We start from the raw sequence: 20,698 nt of genomic DNA on the forward strand, positions 1-20,698 counted from the left end.
TGCCATTTAAGACACCCGGTCTGACCTCTGTTTATTTAACGCGGCGAAGTGCGTCTTCGGCGGTGAAGGCTGCTTCATCCAGTGTCGCCTGCACATCTGTTTTGGTGCCAGTAAACAGCTCCTCAAGCGCAAGACCCAGATTATCGCCGATCTCTGGCCAAGCCGGACTTGCCATGATGAGCAATTGTGTACGCGAGCCCGTCGCAAAGAGAGCATCGATATACTCCTTGGGAACTGCTTTGCTGAAAGCTTCGCTTTTCAGGCTCGATTGCCGACCTAAGTCAGAAGCAATGCCGTCGGATAGTCGGCGGGCTTCCATATCTTTCGAGGTCGCCCAGCCGACAAAATCTGCCGCGACCTTTCTGGTGCATTCATCTTTCGCACCAACTGCGGAAACGGCGAAGCCATGTGCCCAGCCAGCCGATCCCAAAGGCTCTGGCGGAGGAGCATAACCCACCTTACCGGCAACGACAGATTTATCAGGAACTTCCATCCACGGACCGAAGACATCGGATTCGATCAAATATACAACCTGACCGCCACGGAAGGCTTCAACAGCATCAGACCAGCTGAATGTGCCAACCCCCGGAGGGGCGGACTTCAGAAGGTCCATATAAAGTTCGGTTGCCTTAACGCCGATTTCAGAGTTAAACGCAGGCTGATCGCCATCAAGCCACTGGCCGCCAAGTCCGCGGAAAAACGGCGTCCAGCGCCAGACATTCATGCCTGATCCTCGCTGCCCGCGAGCCGCCCATCCATAAAGTTTATTTGCGGGATCGTTGACCGCCTTCACACCCGCAACGAGTTCGTCGAGCGTCTTGGGTACGGACAATCCCGCCTTTTCCAGCACATCCTTGCGATAGATCAGAATGTCGCCGCCACCGACAAGCGGGGCGAAATATTGTTTGCCCTCATAGCTTGCGACATTGGCGAGATCCACGCGGAAATCCGCAATGTCATATTCTTCAGGCAAGACCTCTGCGAGTGGGTATAGCCAGCCTGCACTGGCATATTCAGGCGTATTGGCCTCGTCCACATAAAGTACCTGATATGCACCTGCGCCAGTTGAGGCATCCAGACGCGCCTTGGCGCGTCGCTCATTTTCGCCCAGCAGGTTGATTTTAACCGTCGTCTTCCATTTATCGTTGAACTCGCCAACATATTTGTCGAGTTCAGTGACAGATGGCATACCCTGACCAATCACATTAAGCGTGGGCACCTTTCCGACGCAGGCATCGTCATTGGCATTTGCCAGCCCCGCACCGGACAGCAGGTAGACGGAACTCAGCAAAATCATTTTCAGTTTCATTCTCATTCCTCCTCCAAAGAACTCTTAGTGACGTCAAAAATCAGGCAAAGAGACCCGCAAGTTTTTGATCCAGCGTCAGAAACTGGCCATAGCGGTTCTCGTAAAATTCACGCAGTGCAGGGTTTGGTGACGCTGTTCGCGTGATGCGGCACATGGATTTTGTGGCTTCTGCAATGTCTGAATAAAAGCCGGTCGCAACGGCAGCACAAACGGCTGCCCCTAATGCCCCAATCTCTTCCCCTTCGGAAACTTCAACATCCAAGCCGCAAATATCTGCAAAAATCTGTGCCCAGATTTCGCTTTTGGAAGCCCCCCCAGCTAACCGGATTGCAGCAGGCTTCTGGGGGGCAACATATCGCAAAATGCTCTCGCCATGACGGCGATGTTGGAATGCGACCCCTTCAAACAAGGCACGCAGCATTGACCCCTGATCATCAGAGCTACCAAGGCCAATATAGGCGCCCTGGCGCGGTGCCGGTCCATTCAGGAAAGGCATAAAATGGCAGCGGCGCCCGACCACTGTGCTCGCAGCGACCAGTGCATTCGCAGTATCGATCGTTATTTGGCCGCCCGCAGCCCGTGAGAGATACCAATTCAAATTACCAGCAGATGTTGGGCTGCCTTCCGCAATCAAGCGACAAGTCCGGTCTCTGTGCAACATATTGAGAATGGGCGGCACGTTATTGATCAAACCTTGCGTTTCAACAGCATTGATAGACCATGTTCCAGCAATCATAGTCAAAACATCGCTGCCGATAACACCCGACCCGATAACGCATGAACTGACATCCATCATACCTGCGACAACTGGTGTTCCAGGAAGCAGTCCGGTTTGCGCCGCAGCTTGTGTCGTTACATGTCCGGCAATACCCGAATTATCCACGAGCGGTGGCATACGACCGAAAAATGCCGAAATCCCAAGCGTACTGAAATACTCTTCGTTATAATCATTTCGTGCGAGATCAAGCAGCCCCCCGCCGCTGGCATCGGTCGGGTCAGATGCGGCAATACCTGTCAGCTGCATGCGGACATAATCTTTACACGCCAGCGCCCAACGCGTCGTTTTAACGACATCAGGCTCATTGCGAGCGAGCCAGACCAGTTGCATGATTGTTTGTCCACCCCATATACGATGCCCGGTAGCGGTTTCCATGAAGGCTGCGGTGCCGTCTTCTAGAAATGCATCGACAATCGGCTGAGCACGATGATCAACGGAAACAATCCCGTTCCGCGTTCCACGACCATTTTCATCGACAAGGAAGATGCCGTTCCCAAAGCCAGTGCAGGTTATCGCGGCAATCCGCTCAGGTGAAACAACCGTTGATGTCAGCTCACGGATTGCCTGCGCGGTATTTTCCCAAAAACGCGTAGGTTCACGTTCTACCCAGCCATTGTCACGATATACGGTCGTGACAATGACTTCACGAAGAGCGACAAGCTTGCCTCTTGCATCGAAAACGGCTGCCTTTACAGCTGTTCCTCCAGCATCGATAGCGAGAAACAGGTCTCCCATCGTCACACCTCCCTTTATTGGTTCGCGCGACTAACGCGGAATAATTGTCGGCATTGCCAGGCAGCGGGCTATTTCCTCCTCCGCCCATTGCTGATCCAAACCTCTTATATGCGCGAGCGCGTGCCCGATTTCCCGCACCACATTTCGATTGCAACGCCCCTCAAGAACGAGTTGCGTGCGTCGAAGCAGAATATCGTCGAGAAACAATGCCGCTCTAAACTCGACCAGCCAACGGAGCTCACGCTTGCTATAATCGGGAACACCGGCCAGTTTTTCATCCACGTCCTCGCTGCAAAAATCGGCAACAGAACTTGCGATCGCCCCGTATCGGGAAACCAGATCTGCGGCGCGTTTTTCGGGCAACCCAAACTTATCCGCGATACATGCCGCAAGCTTGTTTGTTGCGGTTTCATCCCCGGTTAATCCGACAGCACCGAGATATACCCGATCCCGTGTTGCAACGGTTCGGCTGACACGAAGACGTTCCAGAATGAGATTTGCAGCCTGCTCCCCAAACGCACGGAATGTTGTCCATTTCCCACCGATCAGCGATAAAAGCAGCGTGCCGGCGTTCAACTCATCACAGGCAATACGGTGATCGCGATTTGCCTGATTGGCACTGCCAGAACCTCCAGCTTGCAACGGCCGAATTCCGCTCGTCAAAGCGACAACATGGTCGTTTGTGATGTCAATATCGTCAAAAAGATCAGACAAAGCCTGAAGAAGGTAGCTGACTTCTGATGGTGCAACAGAACTATCATCTGGACTCTTGATCTGAATTTCAGTTGTACCCAGAAGAATGGTCTTATCGAGCGGGTAGCAAATAACCATCCGCCCTGTTCCATCATCAAAATAGAATGCACGTCCCGCCATACGCTGATGAAGTTCATCATGACGGAGCAGAACATGGGCTCCCTTAACGGGTCTAATATATTGCGTTTTCAAATGCAGCAGATCATTGACCACATCGACCCAGGCACCAGTCGCATTGACAATTATGCGTGGTTTGATTGATGCAGTTTGTCCGGTAATCGGATCGCTTAAAACCACGCTACCATCAATGTCATAGTGCCAATCGACATGGTTAAGGCAAACCGTGTTCGCATGCGCCTGCATAGCATCGGCGATCATCTCCAGAACAAGTGCCTCCGGATTACGGATTCGGGCATCGAAATAACTGATGATCACTTTGTAACGAGCGGCTATTGATTTCGGAAAACCACGACGCGACAAACTCACACGATGATCCGGCAGCACTTTTTCAATACGACCAAGGAACTCGTAAAGAAAAAGCGCGCCTTTCAAGCTTGCTGCACTAAGAGGACCATTTGCCGCTTTGAAGCCAAGAAAACGCAGGATCGAACCCGCCAAACCACGAATATATCCGGAAAGAGGAACGACTATTTCCAGTGGCTTTGTGAAGTGTGGTGCATACTTCAAAAGCAAATTACGTTCGCGCGCAGACTCTGCAACGAGCTTAAACTCTCTATTTTCAAGATAACGCAAACCGCCATGCGCCATGCGCGACGAGGCGCCTGTTGCGCCTTTACAAAAATCACCCTGATCGACAAGCAAAGCAGAAACGCCATTGAGTGCGAGTTCGCGCTGAACAGCCACACCGTTTACGCCTCCACCAATAATGAGAACATCAAACTCCGGTTTCACCGCTAGCCTGCGAAGAGCCTCCTCCCGAAGTCTTAACATCCCGAACTCCCGCTACGCCCTCACACTCTATTTAGATACTTTTTGCGTGATTCTTTATATAAGTCAACCAGCACTAACATTTATAAAGATTGCGTTGCAGGCGCTTTAATAGCAGGCGCATAGGCAGAGTGATGTGCTGATGGCATTGCCAAGTTATCTACGTAACGCTTTGAGTGATTTTCGCAGTGGGTTTTCAAGCCGTCATTTCTGCTATGCAATGTGTCCATAAGCAGAAAGCATCTGCCCCTTGCATGGCGATATGAGGTGGCAGTGAGATCGTGTCGGCGAGGACGGTATGAGTATTCAATTCTGTTGTTCAAGCCCTTATGAGCGCGATAATGAGCGTCGGGAGCGATAACCTGCATCGGCTTAACATAGCGCTGCCAAGCTTATCTGTCACAAGAACGCGGGCTGACCAAATTGCCTGACCAGCCTTGAGAAGAAGCACTTAGCGGCTTTCATATTGCTGCATGTTTGAACCAGAACTTCTGGCGGCGTATCGTCATGACGACCTCATTCAGATGCCACTTGCCATGCGGCCTTGGCCGGTCTTTGCGAAGACAATTTGCACGATGGCGGCCAAAGAGATTGATCCTAAGACGGACTGTTTCCCGGCCGGCAATCACACCGCGATCGGCAAGTAGGTCTTCCATATCGGCTGTGTTCAACGCAAACCGGTGATAGGCCCACACTGCATCAGCAAGAATTTCACGCAGAAATTAAAAACCCTTCAACCGGGGGAAAAGAACTCGGTACTTGCATGTCCCTTCGATACCGGAAACCCCAAGGTCAAACCACTTGGCAATACCTCTCGGCCTCATGACCAGACTTAACAAAAGGTTATTCTTGATAAGACAATAAAATTATCTGTTCGGTGGTTACCTTATCGACTGCTTCTTTCGAATACAACAACGGCACCATCAGTCCTAAACGCCAGTTTTCCACTAGGTCTTGATACTGTCGCGATCCAGGCGTTCCCGACTGTCCGGGATTGTTCACAAACAAACTGTTATCCCATTCACCCACATCAATGATCATCCGGACGGATGGGCCAGCGACAACCGAGAAGTCGTGTAAGCGGTAAGTAGCATAATTGAGCGTTGAACTGCTCCCTCCCAGCGGAATCGGCTTCAGTGACCAGTCTTTGTCGGTCAATGTTTGTAAAGGATGGCGCAGTTCAAGCTTGTGAATGTCGCCCCATGCCCATTGCGTAGCATCTGCTCCCATCAAAGAAACGCATTCAGCCCAAGCATCTGCGAGACTTTGTTGTATGATGATCATGTGTTCATTCGTTGGATTAGCATTTTCCAGCCAAGCGACGATGCTCGGCGCGTCAAAAGGCATGAGCAACGGTATAACTTCCGGAGCAGCCCCCTCAGCTTTTGCGATAAGTGGACCAAGGTATTTACTAAACCACACCTCAAAAAGTGCCGCGGGTGCAGATATTACCGACAGGTTCGCATCCCAATCACGAAGAAGCAGCCACGTTTGATCATCGTTGTTCTGGAAGAGCGCCTTGAGACGTTTCAAGACCCGCGCGGCAATGGGCGAAAAGGTTGACGCTTGCAGGCGCGCGCAGTCTTCCAGCGATATTGGTGCATCGCGGGATAGCTCCCAATGCAAGGTGTCATGGCGGCTGCTATCCAGCCATTCAAAACCAATGGCCGGATTGTTGGCGGTCCACACATCAGGCACATTCATGGCATTGGCGGTCGCGATAAAGCCGCGTTGCGGGTTAACTTCAACCGGGCCAGACTGCGGCGCCAGATAGCCCTTCCACTCATAGCGTCCATCCCCGGGAACAGGTAAAAGCCCGTCCCAGTTCTCACGAACAGGTGTGGCGCCTGAAGGCTTCCATGCGATTGCGTTGGTTGTATCTGCATAGATGTGATTGACCGATGGGCATCCCCAGCCATCGAGCGCGCTGGCATATTCGGCATAGGTTTTAGCACGCATGACCGACAGGCTGGCCATGTAAGGCGCCATGCCCGCATCCATCCAGACGGTGCGCAGGCCAAAGGCACGGTTGTTGGCTTTATCCTCATAAAGCACAGGACCATGCCGCGTGAATTTGAGTTCCACGATCTGGTCAGGATAGCCTTTGACGGGGATGTTTTCGGTGATAGTCGTGACCTTTTCCCAACCACCCTGATAGACATATTGGTCAGGGTCGTTTTCATCTGTCTGATAAACGTAGATATCTTCCTGATCGGCTCCAAAGATGGTGAGGCCAAAGGCAGCGGTGCCGTTATGACCCATGGAAATTCCGGGAACCATTGGCTCGCCTGCGCCGATCACATCAAGGCCCGGCATAGTGAGATGAACGACGTAGCGGATCGATGGCAAACCATGGGTTCGGTGGGGATCGAGTGCCAGTATCGGTCGCCCGGTCGTGGTCTTTTCAGCTGCGATTGCCCAATTATTGGAACCCTCTTCAAAAGAGGCGCGCGCGATGTCGCCGGACGCCGAAACAATCGTCCAGAGGCTGGCTTCATCAAGGGTTGCAGCCAATCGTTCTTTGGAGAAGGTGGCAGGGCTGACAGCAAGCTGGAAATCACGCAAAACTCTGTCTGTCATGATGTTGGGGTCAAAGCCTTCAACCGGCTTTGGCACCACGCCATGCGACAACTCCTTGCGTAACTGATCAAGCTTTGCGCCCAGTTCAATGCCCGCCTTGGCCATGACTTTCGAGCGCAAAAGCTCCGATGATGCATTGCGTGTCAGTGAATGGGTGCGCACGCGAACCACATCTTCAGCACGCCAATGATCAGGCTTATGCCCGAGCAGAGTAAATTCTGGCGGAAGCATTTGTTCGTCCGCTTCGCAGGCATCGATATAAGCGTTGACTCCTTCGGCAAAGGCCGAACATATTTGCTCCGAATCCGGCCCGTAAGCCTTCCATTCCGGTGCCATATCGCCGCGATAAAGCAGCAGACGTGCGGCCCTGTCCTGTTCAAGATAACCGGGACCAAAATCACGCGCCAGCAGACCAAGCCCGCGCTTGCGCGCAATATCGATCTGCCACAGCCGATCACGCGCGGCATTGAAGCCCTGCGCGAAAAACAGATCATGCAGGTTTTCCGCCCTGATATGAGCGACACCCCATTGGTCGACATTGATCGTGACATCATTGAGCAGGCCCGCAACGTGGGCTGCTGTTAATCCTGTATCTTCGGCCATGGCCGCACCTGTTCTATTTATGAAAGCCCAAGAAACAGACCCGCATGAAGGCGGGCACGTTCAATCAGACTGTCTTCGAAAATATGCTCGCCCAGCGTATGCAGACCCTCGCCGCGCACACCGATGGAGTCGATCGTTGGAACACCGAGCGCGCCAGTAAAATTACCATCCGAGCCGCCACCAGAACTCTGAGCGGTCATGGTGAAACCGATTTCTTTTGCAATATCATTGGCAAAATTGAAAAGCTTCATATCCTGCGCCTGCCCCGGCTCCCAAACCGGACGCGTGACGCCACGGGTGACGATCAATTCAACCCCGTCTTTTTCTCCGCCAAGCGCCATGATGCGCGCAACGCCGTCTTCCAGATCTTTTTGCGTTTTGGCCATGCTCAGTGCTTCCGCATTGCAGCTTGATGAGACGCAATTGACCCACTGGCCCGCCTGAATAACACCAACCGAGAAGGTGCAATCATCCGTCGTCAGCGCTTCGATCTCAATAATTTTTTCTGCCATACGACGGATTGCCGACCGGCCTTCTTTGAGAGCCCAGCCTGCATGGCTTGGCTTGCCGACAGTCTCAAGATTGAAACGCGCGATTGCATAACGGCCAACGACCGCGCCACCATCACGCAGTGCTGGTTCCGGCACCAGCACATATTTGTTTTTGAGCGCTTCCTGCTCAATCAAATCGCGCGTCGAAGGCGTGCCGACTTCTTCATCCGGTGTCAGCAGGAACGTAACGGGCAGCTTTGTTGCAAGCCCACTCCGTGCGATCTCACGCATGGCTTCAAGGGCTACGAAGTTGCCGCCCTTCATATCCTGAATGCCGGGGCCGTAAAGTTTACCATCCTCGCGGCGATAGGGATTGACGTTGATCACACCGAGCGGATGCACCGTATCAAGATGGCCTGAAACCAGAATGCCCGGCTTGCCCTGATCCTTATGCGGGAAACGGGCGCGCAGAGATCCGCCGAAACCCATGCGGCCCGGAATGAATTCAATTGTGGCCCCTGCCGCTGCGAAATCATAGGCTGCAACCTCGACCATGCGGTTGACGGCGCTCGCATCAAAAGTCGGGCTTTCCGTTTCAATCCAAGGGCGCAGCCGTGCGATCATATCGTCGAGGTTAAATGGAAATTCATGCGTGCTCATGCTGCTAAGTCCTTGTTTACTGGCAGGCGGGTTTCAACAATCCGGGCATAGATCGACGCGCCAATCGGCAGCGTTTCAGGCTCAAGCACAAAAGCAGGATTATGCAGCGCAGCCTTGCCGCCATGCATGACATTGATGTAGGCACCCGGAACACGCGCGAGCATGTCGGCAAAATCCTCGCTGCCCATAAAGGCCGGACAATCGTCACTCACATTGTCTTCACCCAGCACATCGCGTGCTGCCGCCATATAGGCATCCGACAGCTCATGGTCGTTGCGCAGCACATCAAAGACGTTGCGAAGATCAACATCGACCGTGATGCCATAACCCGCTGCCACACCGGCACAGATTTCACGGATACGGCTTTCTGCGAGATCGCAGACCCGCGGCTCGAAATAGCGGATGGTGCCGGTGATTGTCGCCACTTCAGGCACAATATTATAAGCACTGCCAGTATGAAACTGCGTGCAGGAAACCACGCAGGCATCGGTTGCCGGAATGTTGCGCGATACAATGGTCTGCAACTGTCCGACCAGATCCGCACCAATCACCAGCACATCGCGGGCATTGTGTGGCTGCGCTGCATGGCTTCCCTTGCCGGTCAGCTTAATATCGAAGAAGCTTGCACCTGCCATGGCCGCACCCTTGCGGATAACCGCTTTGCCGAGTGTGCCCATCGGCTGATTGTGCATTCCGTAGATTTCATCGCAGGGAAAGCGGTCAAATAGGCCTTCGGCAATCATGCCGCGCGCGCCACCAAGCCCTTCTTCAGCAGGTTGAAACACAAAAACGGCTGTGCCTTCGAAGTTGCGCGTTTCTGCAAGATATTGGGCTGCACCAAGCAGCATGGTTGTGTGTCCGTCATGCCCACAGGCATGCATTCGGCCTGGATTTTGCGATGTGTAAGACACGCCAGAAATTTCATCAATCGGCAGCGCATCCATATCTGCACGCAGGCCTACGCGGCGATTGCCTGCATTGCGGCCTTTCAGGATGCCGACAACACCGGTTTTGGCGATGCCGGTATGAACCTCGTCAAAGCCCCATTTTTCCAAAAGTCCTGCTACAACGCCGGAAGCGTGCTGTTCCTCAAAACCAATTTCCGGGTGACGATGCAAATCTTCGAAAACCGCGCGCATCTCGCCGGCTTTCTCCTCAATAAACGGTATGATGGGCATAATTTCATTCCTGTCTGAAACACTGAAGATAATCAGGCGGCGGGGCGTCCCGCCGCAAAATCCCAGAAGCGACCGGGAGCCGCTTCAATCAATGATCGCGTATATTCATGCGAAGGTTTGCCAAGCACATCGGAAGCATTGCCCTGCTCGACCACCTGTCCACGCTTCATCACCAGCACCTCGTCGCAAATCTGCGCTGCCACGCGCAGATCGTGGGTGATGAAAATGATCGCAATGCCGGTATCGCGCTGCAATTCGGCCAGAAGTTCAAGAACCTGAGCCTGTACCGAAACGTCGAGGGCAGACACAGCCTCGTCGGCCACCAGAATATCCGGGCGAAGAGCTACCGCACGCGCAATGGCAATACGCTGTCGCTGGCCACCGGAAAACTGATGCGGGTAGCGCTTGAGTGAATCTTCCGGCAGCGAAACGATCTTCAAAAGACGCTTTGCTTCAGCGACCGCCTCTTCATAGGGAACACCATAATTGACCGGCCCTTCCGTCAGGCTTTGCTCAATTGTCCAACGCGGGTTCAATGAGCGGAACGGGTCCTGAAACACGACCTGAAGCTTCTTGCGGAACGGCTTCATTTCACGTTTTCCCAGATGGGCAATATCGCGCCCGTCCACGACGATTTCGCCTTCCGTCGGCTCGATCAGACGCATGATAGAGCGGGCAACAGTGGTTTTACCGGAACCGGATTCACCCACGATGCCGAGTGTTCTTCCGGGTTTGAGTTCAAAATTCACATCATAGGAGGCTTTAACGCCCGGTTTGGTGCTGAACAACCCGCCGCTTTTATAGGTCATACCAAGGTCGTGAACACGGATGACAGCTTCCCGTCCCTGTGGTTCGCGCGCCAATCTAGGGGTAAGGCTTGGCACTGAGCCAAGCAGGTCTTTGGTATATTGCTGCTGTGGTGATGTCAGAACATCACGGATTGTGCCACGCTCGACGATTTCGCCACTGCGCATAACGCAAACACGATCAGCAATTTCGGCGACCACACCCATATCATGGGTGATAAACAGAACAGCCGTGCCATGCTTTTCTTGCAATTCTGCAATCAGCGACAGGATTTGCTTCTGCGTGGTCACATCGAGTGCCGTCGTTGGCTCGTCAGCAATCAGAACCACGGGCTCCAGAATGAGCGCCATGGCAATCATGATGCGCTGACGCTGGCCGCCTGAAAGCTGGTGCGGATAGCTCTGATAAATCCGCTCCACATCCGGCAGATGCACCTGCTCCATGATGTTGATGACTTTGGCACGCTTGGCCTCTGACGAAAGACTGGTATGAACATCCAGAACTTCCGTGATCTGTTCACCCACCCGCATAACAGGGTTGAGTGCAGTCATCGGTTCCTGAAAAATCATGGAGATACGTGTTGCACGCATCTTTTTCATGTCCGCAGCCGAAAGCTTAAGCAGATCAGTACCATCAAGCCTGATTGCTCCTTCTTTGACCAGAAGCGCATCTTTCGGCAAAAGGCCCATGGCGGTGAGCGACGTCACTGATTTGCCAGACCCGGATTCGCCCACAAGACAGACGGTCTCACCCTTGCGAATATCAAAGCTTACGCCCCGCAGAACGGGTGTGCCGCCCGGAAGCGCCACAACAAGATTTTCGACGTTGAGAACGACAGGTTTATTTGTGAAATCACGATTGCGCAGTTCCATATCAGCCCTCCCGCTTTTTCAGTCGTGGGTCGAGTGTGTCGCGTGCTGCGTCACCCAATAGATTGATCGACAAAACGCAGAGTGTTAGCAACAGGCCCGGCCAAAGCACGATTGATGGCTTGATACGGAAGAATTGGCGACCTTCTGCCATGATATTGCCCCAGGTCGGGATTTCCGTGCTGATACCGGCACCGAGAAACGAGAGGATTGCTTCGGTGAGGATTGCGGAGGCAATAATATAAGTGCCCTGCACAATCAGCGGTGCCATCGTGTTGGGCAGCAGATGCCGGAATAAAATCTTGGGCGTGCTTGAGCCAAGTGCCAGCGCTGCTTCAACATAAGGTTCTTCACGCGCGGTCAGAATGACCGAGCGGACCAGACGCACAACGCGGGGAATTTCCGGAATGGTAATTGCCAGAATGACCGAACCGATAGAGGGGCCATTGAGTGCTACAAGTGCGATTGCAATCAGGATTGATGGCATTGCCATCAGCGCATCCATCATGCGCATGATGATAGCATCCGCAGTGCGGAAAAAGCCTGCAATCAGACCGATCATGACACCCACACCAATAGAAGCTGCAGCTGCCAGAAGTCCGATCAACAACGAAATACGCCCACCGAGGATCATGCGCGAAAAGAGGTCACGACCATAATTATCGGTGCCAAGCAAATAGTCATCCGATGGTGGCTTAAGCCGCATCATCGGGTTCATGGTGAGTGGATCGTGTGGTGCGATCCATGGGGAAATAAGGGTAAGAAGAATGATTGCAGCGAGAAGAATGGCGGCAATCAGTGGCCCGATACCAACGCGTGTAACGCGCGGCAGCGAGAACAGGCGTAGCATCCAGTGCATACCTGCCGATGTCGGTTCTGAGCGCATCAATAGCGGATCCTTGGGTCGAACAGTGTATAGGAAAGGTCGATCAGAAGATTGACGAAGACATAGAGCGCACTTGTGAGCAGGATCATTGCCTGAATGACAGGGTAATCACGCGCGAGTACGGCATCGACCGTCAGACGCCCGATGCCCGGAATGTTGAAAATGCTTTCTGTCACAACTACGCCCGAAATCAGCAGTGCAAAGCCGGTACCAACGATTGTCACGACCGGCACAGCCGCATTTTTCAGCGCATGAACGAAGAGAAGGCGACGATCACTCACGCCTTTGGCGCGTGCGGTACGAATATAATCTTCGCCAAGCACATCCAGCATTGCCGCACGGGTCATGCGGGCAATCAGCGCGATGTAGATCGAAGCGAGCGTCAGAGCAGGCAAGATTGCGCGCTCAAGAAATCCACCAAGGCCTGATGAAATCGGCTTGAAGCCCTGCACCGGAAGCCAACCCAGATTGACCGAGAAAATCAGCAAAAGCACATAGCCAACCAGAAACACCGGAACGGAAAAGCCGAGCACCGAGAAACTCATGACAAGATAGTCCGCCCATGAACGATGCCGCCATGCAGCGATCACACCCATCGGTATCGCAACAAGCACCGCGATGATGATGGTCAGAATTGCGATGGAGATGGTTGGTCCGATACGTTGGGAGACCATATCGATAACCGGAACACCGGAAATCAGTGACACGCCGAAATCGCCCTGCAGAATGTTTCCCATCCAGGTGAAATACTGCGTGAGGATCGGTTCATTAAGGCCCATCGCTTCGCGGATGCGTTCAAGCTGTTCAGTGGTGGCGGCATCGCCGGCCAGAATTGCAGCTGGATCACCCGGTGTCAGTCTCAGGAGGAGGAATACAAACACTGATACCAGCAACAATACCGGTACGAGTGCGAAGATACGTTTTAACAGATAGACAGCCATATGCGCGTCCCGCTTGAGGTGGAACCGACAGAGCGCCGGTCCCACGTTGAACTGGGAGCCATCGCGTTAAAGCGATAGCTGCGGGCGGATTATTCCTCGGTCTTTTTCACGTTCCAGAAGACTGGAACGGGTGAGCCAAGCATATCAACCACATTGCTTCTGCGGGCCTGTGGCGGGTTATATTCACCAAGGGGAATGTAGAGTACATTTTCAAGCGTCTGGGCCTGAATCTTCTCAACGGCAGCTTTCTGCTCTTCAGGTGTTTTGGCTGCGATATATTCCTTTTTCAGCGCTTCAATCTTCTCATCTTCCGGCCAGCCAAACCATCCCTTTTCACCACGGCCGTTCAGCATGACGGAATTCAATGGCGTTGATATTTCCGGAATCTGCCAGTTGGTGAAGAACATATTCCAGCCCCCCTTCGCAGGCTCATCTTTCGATGCGCGCCGACCAACCAGTGTCTGCCAGTCCATCGGCTGCATATCGACGGTGAACCCAGCCGCACGCAGCTGCTGGGCTGCAACAACGGGCTGTGGCGAAAGGCTGGAAACATCGGTTGGCTGCATCAATACAACAGGCGTTCCGTCATAACCGGCCTTTTTCAGCAAAGCCTTTGCTTCTTCGATATTGCCCTGTGCAACAATAGTTTCGGAGCCGACATCGGTGGCATTTGGAGTGCCACAACCAAAAATTGCGCCACATACTTTATAGTAATTCGGATCAGCCATCAAAGCTGCCAATACCGGCTCCTGCGACATGGCCAGGAACGCCGCACGGCGAATATCCGGATTGTTGAATGGCGGATGTTTAAAGTTAAACCGACCCATGGTTTGGTAGCCTAGCGGATCGCGCTGCTCCAAAACAACCGTGTCGTCACCCTCGAACAGCGGTACCAGATCGACTGGAACCTGTTCAATGTAGTCGATTTCTCCGCTTGTCAGGGCATTGGCAGCGGTCTGCGCATCCGTCATTGTGACCCAGCGAACCTTGTCCACATTAACGACCTTGCCGCCTGCCATCCAGCTCGCAGGTTCACTGCGTGGCACATAATCTTCATTCTTGATGTAGGTCACGCCGACACCGGGCTGAAATTCGGCGGGTACAAACTTGAAGGGACCTGACCCTATATGTTCGGTAATAGCCGTGTCGGCAGGCGTGGCAGCTATGCGTGCGGGCATGATGAATGGCGGAAGAGCCGACTGTTTGGCAATCGTATCGAGGAACGGCGCAAAAGGCTCCTTGAGTGTCCAGACAATCGTTTTGTCGTCGTTTGCTTTCAGCGAATCCGTAATATCCATGATCAGCTGCCCACCAGTGTCGCGCTTGGCCCAGCGTTCAAGCGAAGCGACAACATCAGTAGCCGTTACCGGCGCGCCATCATGGAATTTCAGACCATCGCGCAACGTGAATGTATAGGTTTTGCCATCATCGGAAACAGTCCATTCCGCCATCTGCGGCTGCGGCTTGAAATTTTCATCAACGGCAATCAGCACATCATAGATCATATAGGCATGATCGCGGGTGATATGCGCTGTCGTGATGACCGGATCGAGCATGCGCAGATCCGAGTGCATAACGGCAGTCAGTGTTGTTTCTGCTGCGGCATGGCCAGCACTGAGCGCGATCAGCGAAGCGGCAATGCCATATTTGAGTTTGCGGAGGATAGGCCCAGTCTGTGGTGGTTTGAAAAACGTCATATACTTGGTTCCTCTGAAGGTTGTTTTTATTGTTTTATTTGAATGTGTCTCCCAGCGGCTCAAGCCGAATGCCTGAACGCAAGTTCTTCCATGTCAATTGTGCTGGGCTGAGCGGCATTGCGCCGGGAGCGGTGCAGACAAGAAGCTTTTCAGCGATGGGCGCAAAGTCGGCTCTGAAATGCACCGAACTTTTATTGACAAGAATAGCTTCCTGCTCCGGCTCAATGCCGACCATGCGATAAAGCGCGCGATCTGCCATCTGAGCGAGATTGGTTGTTACCACGACACGGGTTCCGCCGAGCCGCAAACAGGCGGATGGTCCCATATCAAGCCACGTGCCACCATAGTAAGGGCCTGTCGCATGCGCCTTACCATCCGACAGTTTTTCAACAGTGAATGTCGCTTTATATGGCTCATCGCCTGCAATGCCGGATTTGCCACCAAGGGCAATTTCAACTTCCGCCCCCTCGCCTGCCTGATGGGCAATTTTTGCTGCTTCAGGATCATGAATACAGCCAATCGCAGCGCGCTGCGCACCGCTGGCGACAAGCGCACGCAGCATTCCGGTGGTGTCGGAACTGCCGCCAGCGCCGGGATTATCCTGCGTATCAGCAATAATGATCGGACGACTTGCATCGTGGGAAAGCTCGATCGCTTTCGCAACGCCTTCTTCAGGCTGATAGGCTGTACCTGCAAAGGCTGGCTCGGCCGCGGAAAGTGCCGCAAGTATATTATCTGCACAGGCTTCCATCGCCTTATGGTCCCAGCCATAAGCAAAAACGGATGGACCGCATTCTGCAAAATCAGCCGCCGGAAATCCCATGAAAAGCGACGCCGTCAGCACGTTGTCCGGTAGCTCAATGGTCATGCCGTAAAGGTCCTTGGCGGGCTGTTCATCTGTGCACTGCCACGCAATCGGGATGAGATATTCACCCTGTCGCATTGCCTTATGCCAGCCATCAGGCTTGTCCATTAGTGCCTGCAACGCTTCTGCCGCGCGATAACCGGTTTCAGCCATATCGATATGCGGATAGGTGCGAAATCCAACCATGACATCTGCATGGTCGAACATGCGCTTTGTGATATTGCCATGCAAATCGAGCGCGACTGATAGCGGCTCTTTGCGCCCCACCGCACGCACCCGCTCCAGAAGTTCACCTTCCCCATCATTGATGTGCTCGGCAACCATGGCACCATGCAGGTCGATAAAGATACCATCAAGCGGACCGCAATCCTTTAAGCCTTCGACAATCTCGGAGACGATTGTTTCATAAGCGTCTTTGGTGACAGGCGCTGAAGGGATAGCACCGGCCCACAGGATCGGGACAATTTCCCAGCCCGCTTCCTGCGCAAATTTCAGCGCCCCGGCGATACCAAGATTGACGTTCTGCGCATTGTTGAAAATCGCATCACCGCGCGAAAGCGGGATATATCCGCCACCTTGAACGAACGCTGCCAATGTTGCTGGAGTGGCAGCAAAAGTGTTCGTTTCATGCAGAAAGCCAGCTACAGCCACGCGTTTTGACACGAGCGTACTCCCATTTTATTGATTGCCCCCTCGGGCTATGACGTGTATCTATCAGCGATACATCTATATTGATTTTTATGATAGGGACCAACTTTGACGCTTGTCAATCACTGAATCAGGATTATAGCTTTTTCTTATGAACACATTTCGAGACCTGCGCGGTATATCTACCTTTGATCCCGACGAAGCGGAGGCTTTCAAGGATGATCCCCTATTCTTGCGATCTGTAGCAAGAACCGTTGCAGTCATGTCGGCGTTTCAAACGGCGCGCCATCCCTTGTCGCTTAGCCAAGTTGCAACTGCTGCAGGAATAGACAGAAGTGCTGCGCAACGCATCATTCATTCGCTTTTAAAACTTGATATGCTGGCACGCGCCCCTGAAGATCGTGGCTATCTGCCGGGATTACGCGTTCTGGATATGACGCATGATCTGCTGCGACTGAACCCAATGCTTCAGCGCGCGAATCCCGTCATGCTGGAATTGCGACGCCGTGTCAGCGAGCGTGTCGATCTTTCTCTTTTCGATGATGTGCGCGTTGTCTATGCGCTTCGGATGCCGTCGAAGCATGAGATTTTCAGTGCCACGATCGTCGGACATGCGGTCCCGACCTATTGTACGGCAGGCGGTATCGCCATCCTGGCCCGTCTGCCGGATGCGGCGATTGCAGACATTGTCGCGCGCTCTGATCTGACGCCTTTCACGCCCCATACTATTTGTAATCTGGACGGTGTCATGCACGAGGTTCGTGCCACACGCGAGCGCGGTCATTCGGTCTTGTGCGGGCAATTATTGAGTCACGAAGTCGCCATAGGTGCACCGATACTGGACTCTTCATCCATGCCGATTGGCGCGATTCACGTTGCCGGCAGTTTGCAGGAATGGACTGCAGAAAGTTTCAGCGATAATTTTGGGCCTCTGATTCAAAATGCGGCACAAACCATTTCAGAAACCCAAAAACTATAGAACAATAGAAAATAGTTATTTTCGATATACGGGGTTAATTCACATTTAGGCCGTGCGGGCGGGTTTGATTAAGCTGAAACAGCTGTGATTTCGACGATGGATACGAAGTTGCTGGCTCTGTCGCAAACTTTTACATTTTTATCTTACATGCCTGTCATTACGGACCATGGCTTGAGGTAGCAAGAGATGGCAATAGCTTTCAACCCAGTCGCCATTGCCATTCATCTCACTCAATTATACCGCCGACGTGAAATACCTCTCCAGACGCGAAGATCTTGCGACAAATCCTCCCGAGGGGTACGCAAGGTCTCGTATCTGCGCAATTGTTTATTCGTGTATAATTCATACACTGAATCAATTTCCTTCGCTGTATACCAAGGTATTTGAAGGTCTGAATAAAGAGTGCGGCACCTGTCGCAAAATTTAGAATTCAACTGTTCTGGGAGTTTTATTCTTTCGTAATTTATGAGGTGTTTGATTTCTTTGAAAAAAACAGCCACTTTCTGATAATCTGAATGTTTTACCGCTTTTGATTCCACATAATTAATCATTGTTTCGTTATCATTCAGAGCAGCTTGAATACAACATATATCATCAATTAGTTTAACTCTTTTATCAACAATATCGATTAATATTTTTATATGTCTTGCGAGATCGTTGTATGATAATCTACTAGAATTCGCATACCAACCATAGAAATAACCGAGTGCAGAAAAGCAAAATGCTAATAAACAAATGCAAATCTTAACTCCATTTTTTGTCCTCTCGCTAATTCCATCGATATCAGGAAATAAAATACCAACTAACGTAGCTATGAATCCGAAACTTAAACTAAATGCATTGCTAAATGAAAATGTATTGCTCGCATACCGCTGTCTAGTATCAAGATTTTTAAATAATATATCACCATAAGAAGTATTATAATATGTGTAGTCTTCGTTAATTTTATTAAGTCGAGCTACATGCTTTTTATTGTAATAATCTAAATCTTTAAATCCGAAATCTTTATTTTTTGTTTTTTTGAATATATCTTCTATCTTGGAAAGCACGTCCCTTTCATTAACTCTCAAATTTTGTATAACACGTAGCGATTGCCTATCTAATAAATTTACCAAACTTATAGTATCTGCTATGAAGCATTTTTCATAATTATTACATGTAGCCAAGGATTGCATAGCGCTATACGTTGATTTTAAATTTAACATATTAAAACCTATATATTTAATTGATTTCCATCTACGAATATATTATAATAAATTTTTTAGAATCTATTAAACGCGCCCTTATGCTGGAACGGTATTATGCAGCGAGCGCCGTAAAGAGTTCTAATGGCGAGCGATTGTTATTTGCGAAGTGCTTCTTGCGGATCATATGAGCCACTTCGATGCCCGCAATTGTTGCAGATGTACTGTGAAGTGCTTTGAAAGCTAAAGTGTTTTTTGTAATCCACTTGATAAGATGATGGCCCTGTTCAGGACGATTGTTGTGATATTTGACCTGCAGGATCTCAATCATCGTGATGTGACCCGCGATTATCAAGATCGCATTTAAAGCTTGCGCTCCGGCCAGATTGCCTCCGCTTTTATCAATGACAATCTTGTGCGGAATGCCATTGCTTGTTATCGCTTTCTTAAAAAAACGCCGAGCAGCGCCAAGATCGCGGCATTCAGTGAGCATGACATCTAACGTTTGACCATCACGATCAACAGCCCGGTATAGATAAGACCATTTGCCTTTGATCTGGATATAGGTCTCGTCAAACCGCCATGAGCCAAGCATTGGGCGCTGACGCTTCTTTTCGTGCGCGGCGATCTGTGCCGCATAACGAGCAACCGACCGGTTCAATGTTGCATGGCCAACGTCTACCCCATGTTCAGCCGTAATTTCCTGCAGATCACGATAGGAACGGGGATAGCGAACGTAAAAGAAAACAGCATAGAAGATAATACTTCTAGGACGTTGAGCCGCTTTAAAATTGATTGTCATGCCCATTCACCTATGCTCAATTGAGCCAACAGAACGATAATAACCAAGCAGACGTGAAATTTTGCAACAAAGCTGAGTTGAAGATCCGGTTTGGCAATAAATATTGAATTTATGAAACTATAATCCACGGAATACCTTGCACGATAATACCGCCATGCTTGCACTGATCGCCAATACGGGCTATTTTTTTTCCTTGAATACTAGCAATTGATGATCCGGTCCTAATTTCATCTGGCTGTCCCATTCCTGTACAAATAGTTTTATCTGAAATGGTGGTAACCGGCACACCGTAAACAGTAACGAAAACCTGCTGTGTACTGATGATTGGTCCGCCTATATGGGGGACTGATACACCACCAACGATTTCGACACGGGGGCAGATATGATTATGCCCCAATAGAGCAATGGGCATTCCGGCCACAATTTCTCCCCTTCTGATAGCGTTTAGTAATATTACTAACTAACTCTCTGGCAAAGGCTTCCTGGTACCTTCACCGCCTCCACCCTGCTGAAAATCGACCTTATTGCCCTGAATATCAATTTTTAGACCATGCAGGATTATTCCGCTCTTACTCAGTTCAATATAACCGCCTGGTGTTGAAAGACGGATCGCCGCATCAGCAAAGATTTCAACTTTCTTGGATTCAATATTGGTGGCTTCACCGCTTAGCATCGTCAGGATTTTGCCCGCAGTGGTGATATGTTCTTCCGCTGTATGACTGAGATAAACACCACCTATATGTAGCACCTTACCGCCAGCAATTTGCTCCACACAGGCCTGTCCAACTGTTTCGGAACTCAACCGCGCAATAATTGTATGATGTTCGCCGGCGCCATCAAACGCACTGCCAAGATCTGCACCTAGTGCTGTGCCTAGGCTCAGGACCCATTGATTTGAGAATGAAGAGCTGATTCAGTTTCGCTTGAGGAGACTGAACGATGAGCAATCTTTACTGGCTGAGCGAAGGACAGATGTCACGCCTTC

16 protein-coding genes and 1 pseudogene are annotated in these 20,698 nt (G+C 51.4%); 1 reads left to right on the plus strand and 16 read right to left on the minus strand.

Annotation, left to right across the window (positions count from 1 at the left end; translation table 11 throughout):
- Nucleotides 1–31: 31 nt before the first annotated feature.
- The 12 genes and pseudogenes from ABE530_RS16920 to ABE530_RS16975 all read right to left on the minus strand — a co-directional run bounded on the left by ABE530_RS16920 (nucleotide 32) and on the right by ABE530_RS16975 (nucleotide 16,763).
- Complete coding sequence (locus tag ABE530_RS16920) at nucleotides 32–1,309, minus strand: ABC transporter substrate-binding protein (protein WP_499695301.1); 1,278 nt, start codon at nucleotides 1,307–1,309, stop codon at nucleotides 32–34.
- A gap of 40 nt (nucleotides 1,310–1,349) precedes the next feature.
- Entirely contained in the window at nucleotides 1,350–2,822 is a 1,473-nt protein-coding gene (locus ABE530_RS16925) for an FGGY-family carbohydrate kinase (protein ID WP_499695302.1), read from the minus strand.
- A gap of 30 nt (nucleotides 2,823–2,852) precedes the next feature.
- The gene (locus ABE530_RS16930; RefSeq protein ID WP_499695303.1) at nucleotides 2,853–4,526 is read right to left on the minus strand and encodes a glycerol-3-phosphate dehydrogenase/oxidase; all 1,674 of its coding nucleotides are present in this window, start codon (nucleotides 4,524–4,526) and stop codon (nucleotides 2,853–2,855) included.
- 193 nt (nucleotides 4,527–4,719) lie between these two features.
- Nucleotides 4,720–5,288, minus strand: a pseudogene (locus ABE530_RS16935) (DDE-type integrase/transposase/recombinase).
- 78 nt (nucleotides 5,289–5,366) lie between these two features.
- Nucleotides 5,367–7,706 carry a penicillin acylase family protein gene (locus ABE530_RS16940; protein WP_499695304.1) on the minus strand — a complete coding sequence of 780 codons (2,340 nt, stop codon included), beginning with the start codon at nucleotides 7,704–7,706 and terminating at the stop codon, nucleotides 5,367–5,369.
- A gap of 17 nt (nucleotides 7,707–7,723) precedes the next feature.
- On the minus strand, nucleotides 7,724–8,857 hold the full coding sequence (locus ABE530_RS16945; protein ID WP_499695305.1) for a M20/M25/M40 family metallo-hydrolase: 1,134 nt from the start codon (nucleotides 8,855–8,857) through the stop codon (nucleotides 7,724–7,726).
- On the minus strand, nucleotides 8,854–10,035 hold the full coding sequence (locus ABE530_RS16950; protein WP_499695306.1) for a M20 aminoacylase family protein: 1,182 nt from the start codon (nucleotides 10,033–10,035) through the stop codon (nucleotides 8,854–8,856). The genes ABE530_RS16945 and ABE530_RS16950 overlap by 4 nt, the downstream gene beginning before the upstream one ends.
- A gap of 32 nt (nucleotides 10,036–10,067) precedes the next feature.
- Nucleotides 10,068–11,714, minus strand: coding sequence for an ABC transporter ATP-binding protein (locus ABE530_RS16955; RefSeq protein WP_499695307.1), 1,647 nt, complete (start codon nucleotides 11,712–11,714; stop codon nucleotides 10,068–10,070).
- A 1-nt stretch (nucleotide 11,715) separates the two neighbouring features.
- A complete protein-coding gene (locus ABE530_RS16960; protein WP_499695314.1) occupies nucleotides 11,716–12,561 on the minus strand; it encodes an ABC transporter permease in 846 nt (281 codons plus the stop codon).
- 35 nt (nucleotides 12,562–12,596) lie between these two features.
- Nucleotides 12,597–13,538 (minus strand): ABC transporter permease, encoded by a 942-nt coding sequence (locus ABE530_RS16965; protein ID WP_499695308.1) that lies wholly within the window; start codon nucleotides 13,536–13,538, stop codon nucleotides 12,597–12,599.
- A gap of 89 nt (nucleotides 13,539–13,627) precedes the next feature.
- A complete protein-coding gene (locus ABE530_RS16970) occupies nucleotides 13,628–15,235 on the minus strand; it encodes an ABC transporter substrate-binding protein (protein ID WP_499695309.1) in 1,608 nt (535 codons plus the stop codon).
- Between the two features lie 34 nt (nucleotides 15,236–15,269).
- Nucleotides 15,270–16,763: a M81 family metallopeptidase gene (locus tag ABE530_RS16975; protein WP_499695310.1), complete on the minus strand. Its 1,494-nt coding sequence runs from the start codon at nucleotides 16,761–16,763 to the stop codon at nucleotides 15,270–15,272.
- A gap of 136 nt (nucleotides 16,764–16,899) precedes the next feature.
- Here ABE530_RS16975 and ABE530_RS16980 point away from each other — a divergent pair, with 136 nt between their 5' ends.
- The gene (locus ABE530_RS16980; RefSeq protein WP_499695311.1) at nucleotides 16,900–17,727 is read left to right on the plus strand and encodes an IclR family transcriptional regulator; all 828 of its coding nucleotides are present in this window, start codon (nucleotides 16,900–16,902) and stop codon (nucleotides 17,725–17,727) included.
- A 230-nt stretch (nucleotides 17,728–17,957) separates the two neighbouring features.
- On the opposite strand, the gene ABE530_RS16985 is transcribed toward ABE530_RS16980, so the two are convergent.
- The 4 genes from ABE530_RS16985 to ABE530_RS17000 all read right to left on the minus strand — a co-directional run bounded on the left by ABE530_RS16985 (nucleotide 17,958) and on the right by ABE530_RS17000 (nucleotide 20,485).
- Nucleotides 17,958–18,776, minus strand: coding sequence for a hypothetical protein (locus ABE530_RS16985; RefSeq protein ID WP_499695312.1), 819 nt, complete (start codon nucleotides 18,774–18,776; stop codon nucleotides 17,958–17,960).
- Between the two features lie 250 nt (nucleotides 18,777–19,026).
- Entirely contained in the window at nucleotides 19,027–19,713 is a 687-nt protein-coding gene (locus ABE530_RS16990) for an IS6 family transposase (protein ID WP_499695315.1), read from the minus strand.
- A gap of 109 nt (nucleotides 19,714–19,822) precedes the next feature.
- Nucleotides 19,823–20,125: a PAAR domain-containing protein gene (locus tag ABE530_RS16995; RefSeq protein ID WP_499695316.1), complete on the minus strand. Its 303-nt coding sequence runs from the start codon at nucleotides 20,123–20,125 to the stop codon at nucleotides 19,823–19,825.
- A gap of 48 nt (nucleotides 20,126–20,173) precedes the next feature.
- A complete protein-coding gene (locus tag ABE530_RS17000; protein WP_499695313.1) occupies nucleotides 20,174–20,485 on the minus strand; it encodes a hypothetical protein in 312 nt (103 codons plus the stop codon).
- Between the last annotated feature and the right edge of the window lie 213 nt (nucleotides 20,486–20,698).

The sequence above is a fragment of the Brucella sp. TWI559 genome (assembly GCF_039674265.1).
In the GTDB taxonomy this organism is placed as follows: domain Bacteria; phylum Pseudomonadota; class Alphaproteobacteria; order Rhizobiales; family Rhizobiaceae; genus Brucella; species Brucella chromiisoli.